Source organism: Streptomyces sp. NPDC048331 (genome assembly GCF_043201215.1).
Classification (GTDB): domain Bacteria; phylum Actinomycetota; class Actinomycetes; order Streptomycetales; family Streptomycetaceae; genus Streptomyces.
Genome location: NZ_JBICYT010000001.1, coordinates 133,548 through 150,117, shown reverse-complemented (window position 1 = coordinate 150,117; position 16,570 = coordinate 133,548). Strand labels below are relative to the sequence as shown.

Below are 16,570 nucleotides of genomic sequence, written 5' to 3'. Positions count from 1 at the left end.
CCTGGGGGCAGTTCGCAGGGCTCGGTGACAACAGGCCAGCCGGAATCACGACTGGTAGTGCACGCTCTGTTCGCTCTGTTTCTAGCCGCTCAGTGGACGGCTGGGCTGCGGGCATGGCCGCTCCTGTCCGCGTTCACTCGGGTGGCGGGGAGAGGGTTTGTGGGCGGAGGCGCCGTGCGTGTACGCGTGTACCCGGGGAGCCCTTCCCACTATCACCCCGCCCAACCCGGGTGCTGGGTTAACTACTCGTACGTAGTGGCACGGTCGATACCAAGCACCGGCTCGACATCCGCCGGGGCTCCGTCAAGTCGGCCGGGACTAGGTGACGTACGGGCACACGCGCCGTGCGGCCCGGGCGTGGACGGGGCGGGAACCACCCGTCCCACGGGCCCCGCGCGCCCCTTTTCGAGGCCCGGTCACCGCCTGCCCGGCCGGGCGGCACGACGCGCCGGGCTGCGGCGCCGCGGCCACGTCCGCCGGATCCCTACGGATCGGCGCCGGCCGAAAGGCATCCCCGCGCGCCGGCGCCTGCGGGCCGGCCTCGGGTCGGGGCCACCGACTCGTTCATACGGACGATCGGACGACAGATGTTCCCGAACGGCGAACGGATCGATCGACGGCCGGCCGCGCGGGAGGTGGCGGCCGAACCGGGGTGACCTGTCGGAGGAGGACCGTCCTCGCTAGCCTTCCGGGGGTGATGCGCGGGTGCACAGCGTGGTGAGCCCGCTCCGATCCGCAATCCCCTGCGAAGGTGGAACGTGTGAAGGCTATCCGTCGATTCACCGTGCGCCCCGTCCTCCCGGAACCCCTGCTGCCGCTCACCGACCTCGCGCGTAATCTGCGCTGGTCGTGGCATTCCGAGACCCGTGAACTCTTCCAATCCGTCGACCCCGAGGGCTGGCAGGCCGCCGGCGGCGATCCCGTCCGGCTGCTCGGCGCCGTCTCCGCGGCCCGGCTCGCCGAACTTGCCGCCGACCGCCGGTTCCTGCGCCGGCTCGCCGTCGTCGCCGCCGACCTCGATGACTACGTGAACGGCGGGAGGTGGTACCAGAGCCAGGAGAACGGCGCGGAACTACCTGCCGCCATCGCCTATTTCTCCCCCGAGTTCGGCATCACCGCCGCCCTGCCGCAATACTCCGGCGGCCTCGGCATCCTCGCCGGCGACCACCTCAAGGCCGCCAGCGACCTCGGCGTCCCGCTCATCGGAGTGGGCCTGCTCTACCGCCACGGCTACTTCCGCCAGTCGCTCTCCCGCGACGGCTGGCAGCAGGAGCACTATCCCGTCCTCGACCCCAACGAACTCCCGCTCGGCCTGCTCCGCCAGGACGACGGCGCCCCCGCCCGCGTCTCGCTGACCATGCCCGGCGGACGCACCCTGCACGCCCACATCTGGCAGGCCCGCGTCGGCCGGGTGCCGCTGCTCCTCCTGGACTCCGACGTCGAGGACAACGACGCCGCGGCCCGCGAGGTGACCGACCGGCTCTACGGCGGCGGCAGCGACCACCGCCTGCTCCAGGAGATGCTGCTCGGCATCGGCGGGGTGCGCGCGGTGCGCGCGTACTGCCGGATCACCGGCCACCCCGACCCCGAGGTCTTCCACACCAACGAGGGACATGCCGGCTTCCTCGGGCTCGAACGCATAAGGGAACTGGAGCGGGAGCAGGGCCTCGGCTTCGACGCCGCCGTCGAGGCGGTGCGCGCCGGGACCGTGTTCACCACGCACACCCCCGTGCCGGCCGGGATCGACCGCTTCGAGCGGGCCCTGGTCGCCCGGCACTTCGGGGAGGGCGGGGAACTGGCCGGCGTGCCGGTCGAGCGGATCCTGGAGCTCGGCGCGGAGACCTACCCCGGCGGCGACCCCGGCGTGTTCAACATGGCCGTGATGGGCCTGCGCCTGGCCCAGCGGGCCAACGGGGTGTCCACCCTGCACGGCGCGGTCAGCCGGGAGATGTTCGCCGGGCTGTGGCCCGGCTTCGACCCGACCGACGTGCCCATCACCTCCGTGACCAACGGGGTGCACGCCCCCACCTGGGTGGCCCCCGAGGTGGTCCGGCTCGGCGCCCGCCAGATCGGCGCGGGCCGCACCGAGGACGCCCTGTCGGTCGGCGGCTCCCCGCGCTGGGACGCGGTCGCCGAGATCCCGGACCAGGACGTGTGGGACCTGCGGCGGGTGCTGCGCGAGCAACTGGTGCAGGAGGTACGGGACCGGCTGCGGGCCTCGTGGCGCCAGCGCGGGGCCGCCGCGGCCGAGCTGGGCTGGGTGGACTCCGTACTCGACCCCGACGTGCTGACCATCGGCTTCGCCCGGCGCGTGCCCTCGTACAAGCGGCTGACGTTGATGCTGCGCGACCCGGAGCGGCTGCGCAGGCTGCTGCTGGACCCGGAGCGGCCGGTGCAGATCGTGGTCGCGGGCAAGGCGCATCCGGCCGACGACGGCGGGAAGCGGCTCGTGCAGGAACTGGTGCGCTTCGCGGACGACCCGCGGGTACGGCACCGGATCGTCTTCCTGCCCGACTACGGCATGGCCATGGCGCAGAAGCTCTACCCGGGCTGCGACGTCTGGCTGAACAACCCGCTGCGGCCGCTGGAGGCCTGCGGTACGAGCGGGATGAAGGCCGCGCTGAACGGCTGCCTCAACCTGTCCGTGCTCGACGGCTGGTGGGACGAGTGGTTCGAGCCGGACTTCGGCTGGGCCATCCCGACCGCCGACGGGCTCGGCGCGGACGAGGACCGGCGCGACCACCTGGAGGCGAGCGCCCTCTACGAGCTGATCGAGAACCGGGTCGCCCCCCGCTTCTACGACCGGGTCGGGCGCACGGGGCTCCCGGTGCGGTGGATCGAGATGGTCCGGCGCACGCTCGTCTCGCTGGGGCCGAAGGTGCTCGCAGGGCGGATGGTGCGGGAGTACGTGGAGCGGCTGTACACGCCGGCCGCGCTCGCCCACCGGGCCCTGGACGCCGGCGCGGCGCGTGACCTGGCGTGGTGGAAGGGTCGGGTCCGGGCGGCCTGGCCGAGGGTCTCCGTCGAGCACGTGGAGACGCTGGCCGCGGCTCCGGTCAACGGCACCGCCGAACTGGGCGCCACCCTCACCCTGCGCGTGCAGGTGGCGCTGGACGCGCTCACCCCCGAGGACGTGGAGGTGCAGGCCTTCGGGGGCCGGGTGGATCCGCAGGACGTGATCCGGGACGGGCGGAGCTTCCCGCTCAAGCCGGCCGCGGGGCCCGACCTGGAGGGCCGGTGGGTCTACGAGGGACCGCTCGCCCTCGACCGTACGGGGCCCTTCGGCTACACCGTGCGCATCCTGCCCTCGCACCCGCTGCTGGCGACCCCGGCGGAACTGGGCCTGGTCGCGGCTCCGGTGGAGACGGACGCGGGGGGCGGGGTACTCCTGCGCTGACCTCGTGGGGTCGGGTGGTGCGCCATGGGCGCGCGCCGCCCGGCCTCATGGGTGAACCCTGCTCGCGCCGGGTCTGCCGAAACGTATCTGCGGAGTGTCGTGCTCCTACGCTGCCCGAGGATGCCACCGGACCGGTATCCGCGGAACCCGAGCAACCCGAGGAACGGACTCCCCCATGCGTCTTCGCTCGACCGCCGCCGTGTTCGTGGGCGCTCTCGCGCTCGCCCTGCCCACCGCCGGGCCGTCGATGGCCGACGACCACGGCGAACGCGCCCTCGGCACGCTGCACTACCGGTACCTCGACGCGGCCGGCATCGAGAGAAGAGCCCAGATCCGGCCGGCGGACAACGACACCTGCTACCTGCTGACGCGCACCTCCCGCGACGAGCCCGCCATCGAGGTGCGCAACGACACGCGGTCGCTGGCGGTCCTGTTCGACAACCGCAGCTGCGACGGCGAGGCCGAGAAGGTGCTGAAGCCGGGGGAGAAGGCGCAGCGGGTGGAGGTCGTCTCGGTCTTCTTCAAGCCGGTGGACGGGGCGGACGCGGGCCGGGGTGACAACGGCGGCAACGGCGGCAACGGCGGGAACGGCACCTGGCCGGGCCGGGACGACCAGTCGCGCGACGACGAGGCCGGAGAGGACCAGACCGACGGCGGCAACAGCGGCAACGGCGGCAACGGCGGGAACGGCGGGAACGGCACCTGGCCGGGCCGACCCGACCAGAACCAGAACCAGAACCAGAACCAGAACGAGAACCAGAACCGTGACGACGAGGAAGAGGAGACGGCGGACCTTCTCACCGCCCTCTTCCGCGCCCTGGGCCGACCCGGGGCCTGAGGCCCCGGCGCGGCGGCGCCCATGGAACAGGGCCGCCCGGGGAGGATTCCTCCCGGGCGGCCCCGTGATCTATCTGCTCAGCCGACGTTCACCCTGCCCGAGAGGTCAGAAGGTGAGCTTCCAGCTGTTGATGTAGCCGGTGTCCAGGCTGGCGGCGTCCCGGACGCGGAGCTTCCAGGTGCCGTTCGCGACCTCGGAGGAGGCGTTCACGGTGAACTGCTGGACGATGTTGTCCGCGCTGCCGCCGGTGCGGTTGCGCAGGTTGTAGACGCTGCCGTCGGGGGCGATCAGGTCGACGACCAGGTCACCGACGTAGGTGTGGACGATGTTCACGTCCACCTTGAGGGCGCTGGAGGCGTTGCCCGAGCGCGTCACGTTGATCGGGGACTCGACGGTCGCGTTGTCCTTGATCTGGTAGTCCGTGGTGTTCTCGAAGACGTTCGGCTGCGAGGTGCCGACCGTCCAGGTGAACGCCGCGGTGCCGGTCTGGTTCTGCGAGTCGGTCACCGTGACGGTCACGTTGGACGTGCCCGCGGTGGTGGCGGTGCCCGAGATCAGGCCGTTGGAGGCGTTGATCGACAGGCCGGCCGGCAGGCCGGTCGCCGCGTAGCTCAGCGCACCCGGGTTGGTGCTGGTGGCCTGGACCTGCAGGCTGACGGCACCGCCCGTGGCCGTGTTCTGGTTGGCGATCGGGGTGACCGAGACGCCGTTGGAGATGCGGGATCCGACGGCGATGCCGGCCCACGCGTTGGCGACGTTGTTGTAGATCGTCGAGCCCTGACCGTAGAGGTCGGCGGCGGCCTTCAGCGTCTGGACGCGGGCGTCGGCGTAGTTGGTGTTCGACTTGAAGTAGCCGACCGTCAGCGCACGGAACCAGATCTTCGAGGCGGCGTCACGGCCGATCGCGGTGACGGGCAGGCCGTCCGCGGTCGGCGAGTTGTAGCTCACGCCGTTGATGACCTTGGCGCCGGAGCCCTCGGAGGCCAGGTAGTACCAGTGGTTGGCCGGGCCCGAGGAGTAGTGGACGTCGATGCCACCGAGGCCCGAGTACCAGCTGTCCTTGGACGAGCCGTCCTTGCTGGGCTTGTCCATGTAGCGCAGCGGGGTGCCGTCGCCGTTGATGTCGATCTTCTCGCCGACCAGGTAGTCGCCGACGTCCTGCGGGTTGTTGGCGTAGAACTCGACGGCCGCGGCCATGATGTCCGAGGTCGCCTCGTTCAGACCGCCGGGCTCACCGCTGTAGGTCATGTTGCCGGTGACCGAGGTCAGACCGTGGGTCATCTCGTGCGCCGCCACGTCGGTGGAGGTGAGCGGCTTGTTGTTGCCCTCACCGTCGCCGTACGTCATGCAGAAGCAGGAGTCGCTCCAGAACGCGTTGACGTAGGCGTTGCCGTAGTGGACCCGGGTGTACGGGGCCACGCCGTCGTTGCGCAGGCCGTTGCGGCCGTGCACGTTCTTGTAGTAGTCCCACGTGGCGGCGGCGCCGTAGTGCGCGTCCGCGGCGGCGGTCTCCAGGTTGGCGGCGGTGCCGTTGCCCCAGACGTCGTCCGGGCCGGAGAACAGGGTGCCGGTACCGGAGCCGGAGCCGCGGTTGAGGTTGTACGTCTTGTGGTTGCCGCGCGCGGCGTCGGTCAGGTTCCAGGTGCTGCCCGACTGGGTGGTACCGAGGGTGACCTGGCCGCTGTACATCGTGTTGCCGGTGCCGGTCTCGATGGCCTGCCACTCGGTGATCTTGGCGCCGGTCTTGGCGTCGGTCACCACGTGGAGCTCGTTCGGCGTGCCGTCGTGCTGGAGGCCACCGACGACGGTCTCGAACGCCAGGACCGGAGCGCCCTCGGCCGCCCAGATCACCTTGCGGGCGTTCTTGGAGGGCTTGGCCTCCTTGGAACCCTCGGCGCTCGCCGCGGAGACGGCCTGGCTCTCGGCCGCCGCCGGCGTGACGGTGGCGCTGGTGTCGGCGACCTTGATCTCGTGGTTGGTCGCCTTCGTCACACTCTTGGTGACGCCGCCCTTGGCGTGGACGGTGAGGTCACCACCGAGGACGGGGAGTCCGTCGTAGGTGCGCTCGTAGGTGGTGTGCGTGGTGCCGTCCGCATCCTGGACGACATCGCGGACGACGAGCTTCTCGCCACTGCCGAGGCCGAGCGCCTTGGCGGCCTGCACGGTGGTCGAGTTGGCATCGGCCAGGAGCGTCGCACGCTCCGAGGCACTGAGTGCGCGGTTGGCCGCGCCCGGGTTGGGCTGGGCGGCCTTGGAGGCCTGCGACGCGGTGGCGTCGGCGGTCGCGGTGCCGGTCTGTATACCTACGGCGAGCAGGGCAGCCGCGGCAACGAGCGCGCCGGCAGCGGTGGCACGCCTCTGGGGGGTGGACCTCAACGCAGACTCCTTCTGCAAGGGGGGTTCCGGATGGCTGGGTGGGCCTCCGGGCAGAACAGGGCTGGTGCGATGAACGGTCGAAGATTGCCACTCACGGCGGCAGATGTCAGGGCCGCGTCAAAAGGTTGGCCGGAAACGGTCCGTTGTCCGAAGATACGTATCCGCTATCCGGACCATTCACCTCCGCGGGCTTCCTGGGCCTTTCGTCATGCGGAACGCCTGGTACCGGTTGCTAACACTTGCGCAACAAGAGGCTACGTTGACCCAAACGGCATTTACCGTACGGGTGTTTGTCGTACTGTTTCCCGGTGCGGCAGATGTTCGTTGCCAGGGGAAGCCATGGACACCTGCCACTGTCATAGACCACGTGCCAGGGGGGCCCATGAGGCATGTCCATATTCCTGCGCAAAGAGTGGCCCGAGCGGCCCGGGAGTCCCTTGCGCCCGCACGGCGCCTCGGGGACAAGGCCCGTTGGTACCGCCCGGCCGCAATCGCCGCCGACTTCCTCGGCGCCGCGATCCCGGTAGCACTCGTCTTCGACGCCGCGCAGCAGGTCCGGCCCGTCTACTGCGCCCTGGCCGCCGCCGTGGCGTGGACCGGGGTGCAGGCGCTGCGCCGGCGTTACGCGAACCGGACGCTCGGGGAGTCCCGCGGCGTCCTGCCGGTCGTCCATGACTGGCTGATTCTGATCGGCGTACTGGCCGTGGCGCGCGTGGTGACCGAGGAGGCCACCCCGCGACTGTCCGCGCTCGGAGCCCTGCTGCCCGCTCTGCTCATCACCATCGCCGTCCACAAGCTGACCTACCGCCACCTCTCCGCCGCCCGCCGCGAGGCCCAGGCCGTCAGCCGGGTCCTCGTCGTCGGCGAGCCCGACGCGGCCGAGGACGTCATCGCGCACCTCGCCGCCCGCACCGACCACCCGTACGTCGTCGTCGGCGTGGTCCCGGTCGGCGCCGGGCCGCTCGCCAGCGGGGTGCCCGTGGCGGCGCGGCTCGACGGATCGGCCCCCGAGGCCCCGAACGGCGACTCCGCCGCCGTGCTCGGCGCCGTCGCGAGCCACCACGCCGACCTGGTGCTGGTGGCCCCCGGCGTGCGGATCACGGGCGAGCGGCTGCGCCGCATCGCCTGGGCCCTGCACGACACGGGTCTGGAACTCGCGGTCTTCCCCGGACTGGTGGAGGTCTCCGTCAAGCGGCTGGAGACCCTGTCCGCCGGCGGGCTCGCCGTGCTGCGGGTGGCGCCGCCCGTCAGCCGCGGGGTGCAGACCCTGCTCAAGTCGGCCCTGGACCGGGTCGGGGCCGCGGCCGGACTGCTGCTGCTCTCCCCGATCCTCCTGGGGATCGTCCTGGCCATACGGCTGGGCTCGCGCGGGCCGGCCTTCTACCGGCAGCGGCGGATCGGCCGCGACGGAGTCCCGTTCGTCATGTGGAAGTTCCGCACGATGGTCGTGGACGCCGACGCCCTCAAGGCCGAGCTGTCCGGGTCCAACGAGAACGACGGTCTGATGTTCAAGATGCGCCGCGACCCCCGGGTGACCCGGGTGGGCCGACTGCTGCGCCGTACCTCGCTGGACGAGCTCCCGCAGCTGATCAACGTACTGATCGGCAACATGTCGCTGGTCGGCCCGCGCCCGCCGCTTCCGGAGGAGGTGGCGAAGTACGACGAGGTCGAGCTGCGCCGGCTCACCGTACGACCCGGGATGACGGGCTTGTGGCAGATCAGTGGAAGGTCCGACCTGTCCTGGGATGAAACGATCCAGCTCGACCTGCAGTACGTCGACAACTGGTCCTTCACCAGTGATGTCGACGTCATGGGCCGCACGCTCCGCGCCGTCGTAGACGGTCGCGGAGCGTACTGAGGGGCCTGGGCCGCCTGTGCGATCAGCTCTGCTCGCGCCACCACGCGTACGTGGCGGCGATGCCGTCCCGCAGCGGGACGGCGGGCTTCCAACCGAGCGACGTCAGGCGGCTCACGTCCAGGAGCTTGCGCGGGGTCCCGTCCGGCTTGGACGTGTCCCAGGCGAGCCGGCCCTGGAAGCCGGTCACCTCGGCGACCGTCTCGGCCAGTTCCTTGATGGTCAGGTCCTCGCCGCAGCCGATGTTGACGGGCTCGTCACCGTCGTAGGAGTTCAGCAGCACGGCGCAGGCCGCGGCCAGGTCGTCCACGTGCAGGAACTCCCGGCGCGGGGTGCCCGATCCCCACAACGTGACCTCGTCGCGGCCCTCGGCGGCGGCCTCGTGGAAGCGCCGGACGAGCGCCGGCAGGACGTGCGAGGTCTCCAGGTCGAAGTTGTCGCCCGGACCGTAGAGGTTCGTCGGCATCGCCGAGATGTACGAGGCCCCGTACTGCTTGCGGTACGACTGGACCTGGACGATGCCGGCGATCTTCGCGAGGGCGTAGGCCTCGTTGGTCGGCTCCAGCGGCCCGGTCAGCAGGGCGTCCTCGCGGATCGGCTGCGGGGCCAGCTTCGGGTAGATGCAGGACGACCCCAGGAACAGCAGCCGGCCCACGCCGGCGGCGTGGGCGCCGCCGATCACGCTGAGCTGGATCTGGAGGTTCTCCTCCAGGAACTGCACCGGGTACGTGCTGTTGGCCATGATCCCGCCGACCTTGGCGGCGGCCAGCACCACGGCGTCCGGGCGGACGTCCTTCAGGTACGCCGCGGTCGCGGCGGCGTCGCGCAGATCGAGGTCGGCGCGACCCCGGGTCAGCACCTCGTGGCCGTCGGCGGTGAGCCGCCGGGCGACCGCGGATCCCACGAGGCCGCGGTGGCCCGCGACGAAGACGCGGGCGTTCGGGGGCAGGAGCGGCAGCGAACTTGTCATACCGCCGATGATGCCAGTCCGCCGGCGCGCGGGTCGCAGTGGTCCACGGCCCGAGCCCGGGCCGCCGGCGCGGCTCCGGCCGCGGCGGACCCCACGCTCCGGAACCGGGGGCGTGCCGGACCGCGTCAGGACCACGGGAGGGCGGGCGCCCCGCAGAGGGCGTCCGGGGGCGGCCGTGTACGGTAACGCAATCCGGCCCCCTGGCCGCGACCCCGACCCTTCGGCGCGCCGACCCGCAGGGCCCGGCTCCGCACCCACTCCGAGGCACCGCCTCACCACGACCGACAGAAACCACCAACAAGGGGACCCCATGGGCAAGACCGCACTGATCACCGGAGTCACCGGACAGGACGGCTCGTACCTCGCCGAGCTCCTGCTCTCCAAGGGCTACACGGTGCACGGGCTCGTGCGGCGGTCCTCCAGCTTCAACACGGAGCGGGTCGACCACATCTACCAGGACCCGCAGACCGCCAACCGGTCCTTCGTCCTGCACCACGCCGACCTCTCCGACGGCGTCGCGCTCGTGAACCTGCTCCGCGACATACGCCCCGACGAGGTCTACAACCTCGGCGCGCAGTCCCACGTCCGCGTCTCCTTCGACGCCCCGCTCTACACGGGCGACGTGACCGGCCTCGGCGCGCTGCGGCTGCTGGAGGCGATCCGGGCCAGCGGTGTCGACACCCGCATCTACCAGGCCTCGTCCTCCGAGATGTTCGGGTCCACCCCGCCGCCGCAGAACGAGCGGACGCCGTTCCACCCGCGCAGCCCGTACGGCGCCGCGAAGGTGTTCGCGTACTGGACGACGGTGAACTACCGCGAGGCGTACGACATGTTCGCCGTCAACGGGATCCTCTTCAACCACGAGTCCCCGCGCCGCGGTGAGACCTTCGTGACCCGCAAGATCACCCGCGCGGTGGCCCGTATCAAGGCCGGTCTCCAGGACCACCTCTACCTCGGCAACCTCGACGCGGTGCGCGACTGGGGCTACGCCCCCGAGTACGTGGACGCCATGTGGCGGATGCTCCAGCAGGACGAGCCCACCGACTACGTCGTCGCCACCGGAGTGGCCGCGACCGTCCGCGAGTTCGTCGAGTCCTCCTTCTCGCACGCCGGCCTCGACTGGAACGACCACGTTCGCTACGACGCCAAGTACGAGCGCCCGAGCGAGGTCGACGCCCTCATCGGCGACGCGTCCAAGGCGCATGAGCTGCTTGGCTGGAAGCCGACGGTCCTGGTGGCGGAGCTCGCGCAGATCATGGTCGACGCCGACATCCGCCAGGTCGAGGACCAACTGGCGGGCGTGACGGTCCGCATCGACCGCTGAGGCCTTATATTTCCCCTACGGTTTGCCGTGTTCCGGCCATACTCCGCAGCTCTGCGAGGGTGTGGCCGGGGTAAACCTGCCGTATGTCCCTTGTGCGCCCTCCATGCTGAACCTGTTGATTCCAAGTTGGTATGCAATGGGTCAAGAGAGGTGACCAGGCCTTCACATGAGCCCTAGTCTGCGCCAGTACATATGGCTGTTCGGATAGTTCCAGCCATCAAACCGGGCAATTGCCCTGGGGGGCTCATGCGTAGATCCAGAGGGCTGACTGCCGCCCTCGTCCTGTCACTGGCCGGTGCGGGCACCGGCATAGGCCTGGTGCTGATGCCTGAGGCGTCCGCCATCACGGCGCCGGTGGCATTCACCGCCGACGAACTGCCGACCTGGCAGACGAACGGCGTCGTCTGGGCGATGGCCCAGGCCAACGGCACCGTCTTCGCCGGCGGTACCTTCTCGGCCGTCCGCCCGCCCGAGGGCGCGGCAGGCGCGGAGCAGAACGCCGTGAACTTCGTGGCGCTCGACGCCGCGACCGGCAATCCCACCTCCTGCAAGCTGGCCTTCACCATCGGCGAAGGCACGGCGACCGTGCGTACGCTGGTCGTCTCGAAGGACAAGAAGACCCTCTACGCGGGCGGGTCCTTCGGCGCCGTCAACGGCACCCCGGTGTCCAGCCTCGCCGCGATCGACATCGCGAGCTGCACCCCCAAGGCATCGTTCCACCCGAGCTTCCCCGCCACCGTGCGCGCGCTCGCCGTCACCGACGACACCCTGTACGCGGGTGGCGACTTCGGCACCGTCGAGGGCCAGACCCGCGAGCGGTTCGCCGCCGTGGACGCCACCTCCGGCGCGCTGAAGCCCTTCGTCGCCAACGTCGACGAGCCGGGCCGCGCGGTCGAGGTCACCCCCGACGGCAAGAACGTGCTCCTCGGCGGCGACTTCTTCACCGTCAACGGCTCCAACAGCCACGCCCTCGCGGTGGTCAACGCCACCACGGGCGCGGTCACCAAGACGTACGGCAACATCCCGTCGAACTCGGTCGTCAAGGACATCGCCACCGACGACACCGGCTTCTACACCGGGCACGAGGGCTCCGGCGGCGGCGTCTTCGACGGCCGCATCGGCCTGCGCCTGAGCGACTTCACCGAGAAGTGGCGCGACCGCTGCCTCGGCGCCACCCAGTACGTCCTGCCGTACGAGGGAGTGCTCTACAGTTCCTCGCACGGGCACGACTGCTCCACGGAGCTGGAGTTCCCCGACGGCAAGCGGAACTTCCTGCTGGCGCAGCCGACCAACCACGAAGGCGCCGCCCCCGCGCCCGTGGACGGCTTCGTGCGCGGCCCGGGCAAGCTCGGCTGGCACCCCACGGCCAACGACGGCATGGACGGCACCGAGGGCATCGGCCCGCGCGTCATGGCCGTGGCCGAGAAGAACGACACCAAGTACATGTGGGTCGGCGGTGAGTTCACCCTCATCAACGGCAAGCCGCAGTGGGGCCTGACCCGCTTCGCCTCGAAGGGTGACGTCGGCGCCCCGACCACTCCGGTCGCCAGCGCCTCCAGCGTCAAGCCCGGCGAGGTCCAGGTCCGCTGGCGCACCAGCTACGACGCGGACGACAGCAAGCTGACGTACCGCATCTACCGCAACGGCTCGGCCACCCCGGCCGCCACCGTCACGGCGAGCTCGCTGGAGTGGGAGCGTCCCCAGGCCTCCTGGAACGACGCCACCGTCAAGGCCGGTCAGACGTACACCTACCGGGTGACCGCGACCGACGCCGCCGGTAACACCAGCGCCCTGTCGGCCACCACCTCGGTGACCGTCCCGACCTCGGTCCAGGCCTACCCGAACCAGGTCCGCACCGACGGCGCCGACCTGTACTGGCGCTACGACGACGCGGTCAGCCCCTACGTCGCCGACTCCTCGGTGTCCGGCAACCGCAGCGGCATCCAGCTCAACGCCCCCGCCCTGAAGCAGACCCCCGGCGCCGTCTCCGGCAGCACGGCGATGGGCTTCAACGGGACCAGCCAGCAGGTGTACAGCGACCGCCGTCAGACGGTCGGCAACGCCTTCACCGTCGAGACCTGGTTCAAGACGAACACCACGCGCGGCGGCAAGCTCATCGGCTTCGGCAACAACCAGGCCCGCAACAGCGGCACGTACGACCGACAGATCTACATGACCAACACCGGTCGCCTGGTCTTCGGCGTCTACAACGGCTCGACCCGCACCGTCTCCACGGGCCTGTTCGAGACGTACAACGACAACAAGTGGCACCACGTGGTCGGCACCCAGGGCCCCGGCGGCATCACGCTGTACGTCGACGGCCAGAACAAGGGCTCCCTGAACGCCACGAGCAACAGCAACATCGCGGGCTACTGGCACGTCGGCGGCGACAACCTCGCCAACTGGCCGACCCGTCCGACGAGCAACTTCTTCGCGGGTCAGCTCGACGAGACGGCCGTCTACCCGTCGGCGCTCACCCAGGCCCAGGTCAAGAGCCACTTCGACCTGGCCAAGGCGCCCACCGACACGGTCTCCGCGGTCAAGACGACCGAGGACACCTACATCAACCAGGGCGCCCCGAGCGCCGCCAACGGCGCGTCGACCTCGCTCGCGGTGCGTGGCAGCGGCTCGCTGTACGAGACGTACATGCGCTTCAACCTGCCGGCCGCACCGGCCGGCCAGGTCCTGAAGTCCGCCTCGCTGCAGATCAAGACCAGCACGCAGGCGAACGCCGGCACCACGGACACCGTGAAGGTGGTCCCGGTCACCGGTAACTGGACGGGCGCGGGTACGACCTTCAACACCAAGCCCACCCTCGGCACCACCCCGCTCGGCACCATCGCGGGCGTGCCGGAGGGCTCCGCGGTGCACAACGTGGAGCTGGACACCGCCGCGGTCACCGCCGCGCTGGGCACCAGCTACAGCCTGGGCCTGACGAGCACGGGCACCGACCCGCTGTGGATCTGGTCCTCCGAGGCCACGGCGGCGGAGGGTACTCCGCAGCTGGTCCTCACCTTCGGCGCGAAGTAAGCGACGAAGTCCGAAACAACCGCCTGACGGCGTGCGGGGTCCGGCTCTCTGTGGCCGGGCCCCGCTGCACACCCCCTTGAGTACGGGAGCCATCCGATGTACCGACGCTCCGCAGCGGCTGCTGTCCTGCTGGCCGCCGCCCTGACGCTGACCGCCTGCAGTTCGGGCGGGGACAAGGCCGAATCCGGCGCCTCGCCGAAGCCCCCGGCCTCGTCGTCGGCCCCCGACCCGGCGGACGCACCGCAGCCGTCGACCGACCCCGACGCGAAGCCGACCGGCCCCACGGTGCCGGACGCGAAGCTGACCCCGAAGACGGGCACCTTCACGGCGGAGGAGAAGAAGTACCTGAGCGGGCGGGTCCCCGACAAGGTGGACCCGGCGTCCGTGCTGCAGGGCGGCCAGGACGCCTGCCAGCGCGTGCAGCGCACCGCGAAGCACGACAAGGACGCGGCGACCGGAGCCGTCATCACCGGCGAGATCCCGGGCGCCAAGGACGCGATCACCATCCTGTGCCCGGACCAGAAGCCGATCCTCGCGGCGGCGGAGAAGGGCTTCCCCGAAGGCCCCCGGACCTCGCCCGCGGCGGGCACCTACCGGGCGCTCACCCAGGCGACCAACTGCACCTGGGAGGCCAAGGGCAAGGACGGCGGCACTCTCGCCTCGGGCCCCGAGACCCCGCCCAAGGCGGGCGACAAGATCACGGCCACGATCCCGGCCGGCACGGCGGAGTTCAACTCCTCGGGCTGCTACGCCTGGATCCCGGCCTGACAGACGAACAACGCCCCCGCCGACCGGACTTCCGGCCCGCGGGGGCGTTTTCGTATCCGGAACCCGGGTACCCGCGCCGTCACAGTCCCGACAGCGGAAGGCGGATCCATGGGCATCGGCGGATGCATCGTCCTGATCGTGGTGGGTGCGATCCTCACCTTCGCCAGCGACTGGGAGATGGAGAGCGTCAACCTCGACCTGGTCGGTCTGATCATGATGGCGGTGGGCGGGATCGGTCTCGCCGTCTACACCAGCATCTACAAGCGCCGCCGGACCGCGGCCGGCGCGATCCCGGTGGTCGAGGAGCGCCGGGACGTCATCTGACCCTCCGCCGCCGGCCTCAGCGGTGCATCGCGCGTTCGTAGACCGGGAGCAGGGTGTCCAGGACCGCGTCCATGGAGAAGGACGCCGCGGCCAGTTCGCGGGCCGACAGTGAGGCTTCGCGGTTGGCCGCCGGGTCCAGGAGATCCAGGACGGCGGCCGACACGCCCGCCGGGCCCGGGTCGACGGCACGGCCTGCGCCGGCGCGGGCGATGTCGCGGGCCAGACCGTTGGAGTGGGTCACCACCGACGGGACGCCCACCGCGAGCGCCTCCAGCACCGACATGGGGAACGGCTCGTCCACGGACGGCAGCACGTAGACGTGGGCACGGCGCAGCTCCGCCAGGACCTCCGCTCCGGACAGGGCCCCCGGGACCGTGAACCGGTCGGTGAGGCCCAGCGTCCCGATCCGGGCCCGTACGGAGGCCAGCTCGCCCTCGTCCGGCCCCGCGACCACGAAGTGCGCGTCCGGGTGCGCCGCGAGGACCGCCGGGGCCGCGTCCACGAAGTCCACCGGCCGCTTACGGGCCTGCAGGCGCGCCGAGTACAGGACGCGCGGCGGGCCCTCGGGCGCCGGCCGCTCCTCCTGCGCCGGGGTCCCGTTGACGAGCCGGACCGCCTGCGCCAAGGGCGGCGCGCCGACCACCGCGTCCAGCCCCTCCCGCTCGTGCGGGGTCAGGTACAGCACCGCGTCCGCGCCGCGCAGCAGCCGGCGTACCGCCACCGCGTCCAGCACCTTCGCCAGCAGCTTCTCGCTCGGGTCCACCATGCCGTGGGTCTGCAGGACCAGCGGCTTGCCCGCCCGCAGCGCCGCCAGGGCCACCGGCAGCGTCACCAGATCACGGGCCAGGTGGACGTGTACGACGTCGGCGTCCCGCACGAGGCGGCCGGCCGAGGCCAGCAGCGCCGGCGAGGTCATCCCGCTGAAGCCGAGGGGCAGGAGGCGACGGGCCGGGAAGAGCTTCGCCGGAACGCCCTCCACGACGGTCGGCCACGGGTCGAAGCCCTCGCCGAGCGCGAGCAGCCGCGCCTCGTGGCCACGGGCCCGCAGCCCCTTCGTCAGGTTCAGCGCGACCCGGACCGGTCCGCCGAAGGCGTGCGAGGGGGAGTGCAGGGTGACGGCGTGCAGGACTCTCACTTGGGCTCCTCCACCGGGCGGCGGTGCCCGTCCTGGGTCTGCAGGGTCAGCGCGGGAAGGTCCTTGTGGACCACCGAACCCGCGCCCGCGACCGCGCAGCGGCCCACCGTGACCCCGGCGAGCACGGTCGCCCGTACGGCCACCCACGCACCGTCCTCGACCACGATCGGGGCGTTGCGGTAGCGGAAGTCGGCGGCCCGGTGGTCGTGGGAGCCGGTGCACAGCATGGCTTCCTGCGAGACGCACACCTGCGAACCGATGGTCACCGGCTCCAGGTTCAGCAGCCAGGCGCCCTCGCCTATCCAGGTGTGGTCGCCGACGGTGAGCTTCCACGGCCACAGCACGCGGACCTTGTGCCGGATCAGCACGCCCTCGCCGATCTTCGCCCCGAAGGCCCGCAGCAGCGAGACCCGCAGCCGGGCCGGACAGAACCAGGCCATGAAGACCGTGTTCATCACGGCGAACCAGAGCGCCTGCGTCAGCAGCCCGCGTCCCTTGTCGTATCCGGCCAGCGTGAAGGAAGGAAGATCACGCAACAGAAGCCCCCATCGTG

11 protein-coding genes are annotated in these 16,570 nt (G+C 71.1%); 7 read left to right on the top strand and 4 right to left on the bottom strand.

Annotated elements, in window-relative coordinates; all coding sequences use genetic code 11:
• Positions 1 to 760 precede the first annotated feature (760 nt).
• Positions 761 to 3,397, top strand: coding sequence for an alpha-glucan family phosphorylase (gene glgP / locus ACGFYY_RS00625; RefSeq protein WP_393706443.1), 2,637 nt, complete (start codon positions 761 to 763; stop codon positions 3,395 to 3,397).
• A 175-nt stretch (positions 3,398 to 3,572) separates the two neighbouring features.
• Positions 3,573 to 4,235, top strand: a complete 663-nt coding sequence (locus ACGFYY_RS00620) for a hypothetical protein (protein WP_393706442.1) — start codon at positions 3,573 to 3,575, stop codon at positions 4,233 to 4,235.
• Between the two features lie 105 nt (positions 4,236 to 4,340).
• On the opposite strand, the gene ACGFYY_RS00615 is transcribed toward ACGFYY_RS00620, so the two are convergent.
• The gene (locus ACGFYY_RS00615) at positions 4,341 to 6,611 is read right to left on the bottom strand and encodes a M4 family metallopeptidase (RefSeq protein WP_365266117.1); all 2,271 of its coding nucleotides are present in this window, start codon (positions 6,609 to 6,611) and stop codon (positions 4,341 to 4,343) included.
• Between the two features lie 382 nt (positions 6,612 to 6,993).
• Between ACGFYY_RS00615 and ACGFYY_RS00610 the strand changes: the two genes are divergently transcribed.
• Positions 6,994 to 8,469, top strand: coding sequence for a sugar transferase (locus ACGFYY_RS00610; RefSeq protein ID WP_393706441.1), 1,476 nt, complete (start codon positions 6,994 to 6,996; stop codon positions 8,467 to 8,469).
• A gap of 22 nt (positions 8,470 to 8,491) precedes the next feature.
• On the opposite strand, the gene ACGFYY_RS00605 is transcribed toward ACGFYY_RS00610, so the two are convergent.
• Positions 8,492 to 9,436: a GDP-L-fucose synthase gene (locus ACGFYY_RS00605; protein ID WP_365266121.1), complete on the bottom strand. Its 945-nt coding sequence runs from the start codon at positions 9,434 to 9,436 to the stop codon at positions 8,492 to 8,494.
• A gap of 310 nt (positions 9,437 to 9,746) precedes the next feature.
• Between ACGFYY_RS00605 and gmd the strand changes: the two genes are divergently transcribed.
• From gmd to ACGFYY_RS00585, 4 genes are all read left to right on the top strand, one after another.
• A complete protein-coding gene (gene gmd, locus ACGFYY_RS00600; protein WP_365266123.1) occupies positions 9,747 to 10,760 on the top strand; it encodes a GDP-mannose 4,6-dehydratase in 1,014 nt (337 codons plus the stop codon).
• A gap of 246 nt (positions 10,761 to 11,006) precedes the next feature.
• Positions 11,007 to 13,790: a LamG-like jellyroll fold domain-containing protein gene (locus ACGFYY_RS00595; protein WP_393706440.1), complete on the top strand. Its 2,784-nt coding sequence runs from the start codon at positions 11,007 to 11,009 to the stop codon at positions 13,788 to 13,790.
• Between the two features lie 96 nt (positions 13,791 to 13,886).
• Positions 13,887 to 14,558 carry a hypothetical protein gene (locus ACGFYY_RS00590; protein ID WP_365266127.1) on the top strand — a complete coding sequence of 224 codons (672 nt, stop codon included), beginning with the start codon at positions 13,887 to 13,889 and terminating at the stop codon, positions 14,556 to 14,558.
• Positions 14,559 to 14,666: 108 nt separating this feature from the next.
• Entirely contained in the window at positions 14,667 to 14,882 is a 216-nt protein-coding gene (locus ACGFYY_RS00585; RefSeq protein ID WP_030720705.1) for a hypothetical protein, read from the top strand.
• A 16-nt stretch (positions 14,883 to 14,898) separates the two neighbouring features.
• On the opposite strand, the gene ACGFYY_RS00580 is transcribed toward ACGFYY_RS00585, so the two are convergent.
• A complete protein-coding gene (locus tag ACGFYY_RS00580) occupies positions 14,899 to 16,017 on the bottom strand; it encodes a glycosyltransferase (protein ID WP_393706439.1) in 1,119 nt (372 codons plus the stop codon).
• The gene (locus ACGFYY_RS00575; protein WP_393706438.1) at positions 16,014 to 16,553 is read right to left on the bottom strand and encodes a WcaF family extracellular polysaccharide biosynthesis acetyltransferase; all 540 of its coding nucleotides are present in this window, start codon (positions 16,551 to 16,553) and stop codon (positions 16,014 to 16,016) included. The genes ACGFYY_RS00580 and ACGFYY_RS00575 overlap by 4 nt, the downstream gene beginning before the upstream one ends.
• Positions 16,554 to 16,570: the final 17 nt, after the last annotated feature.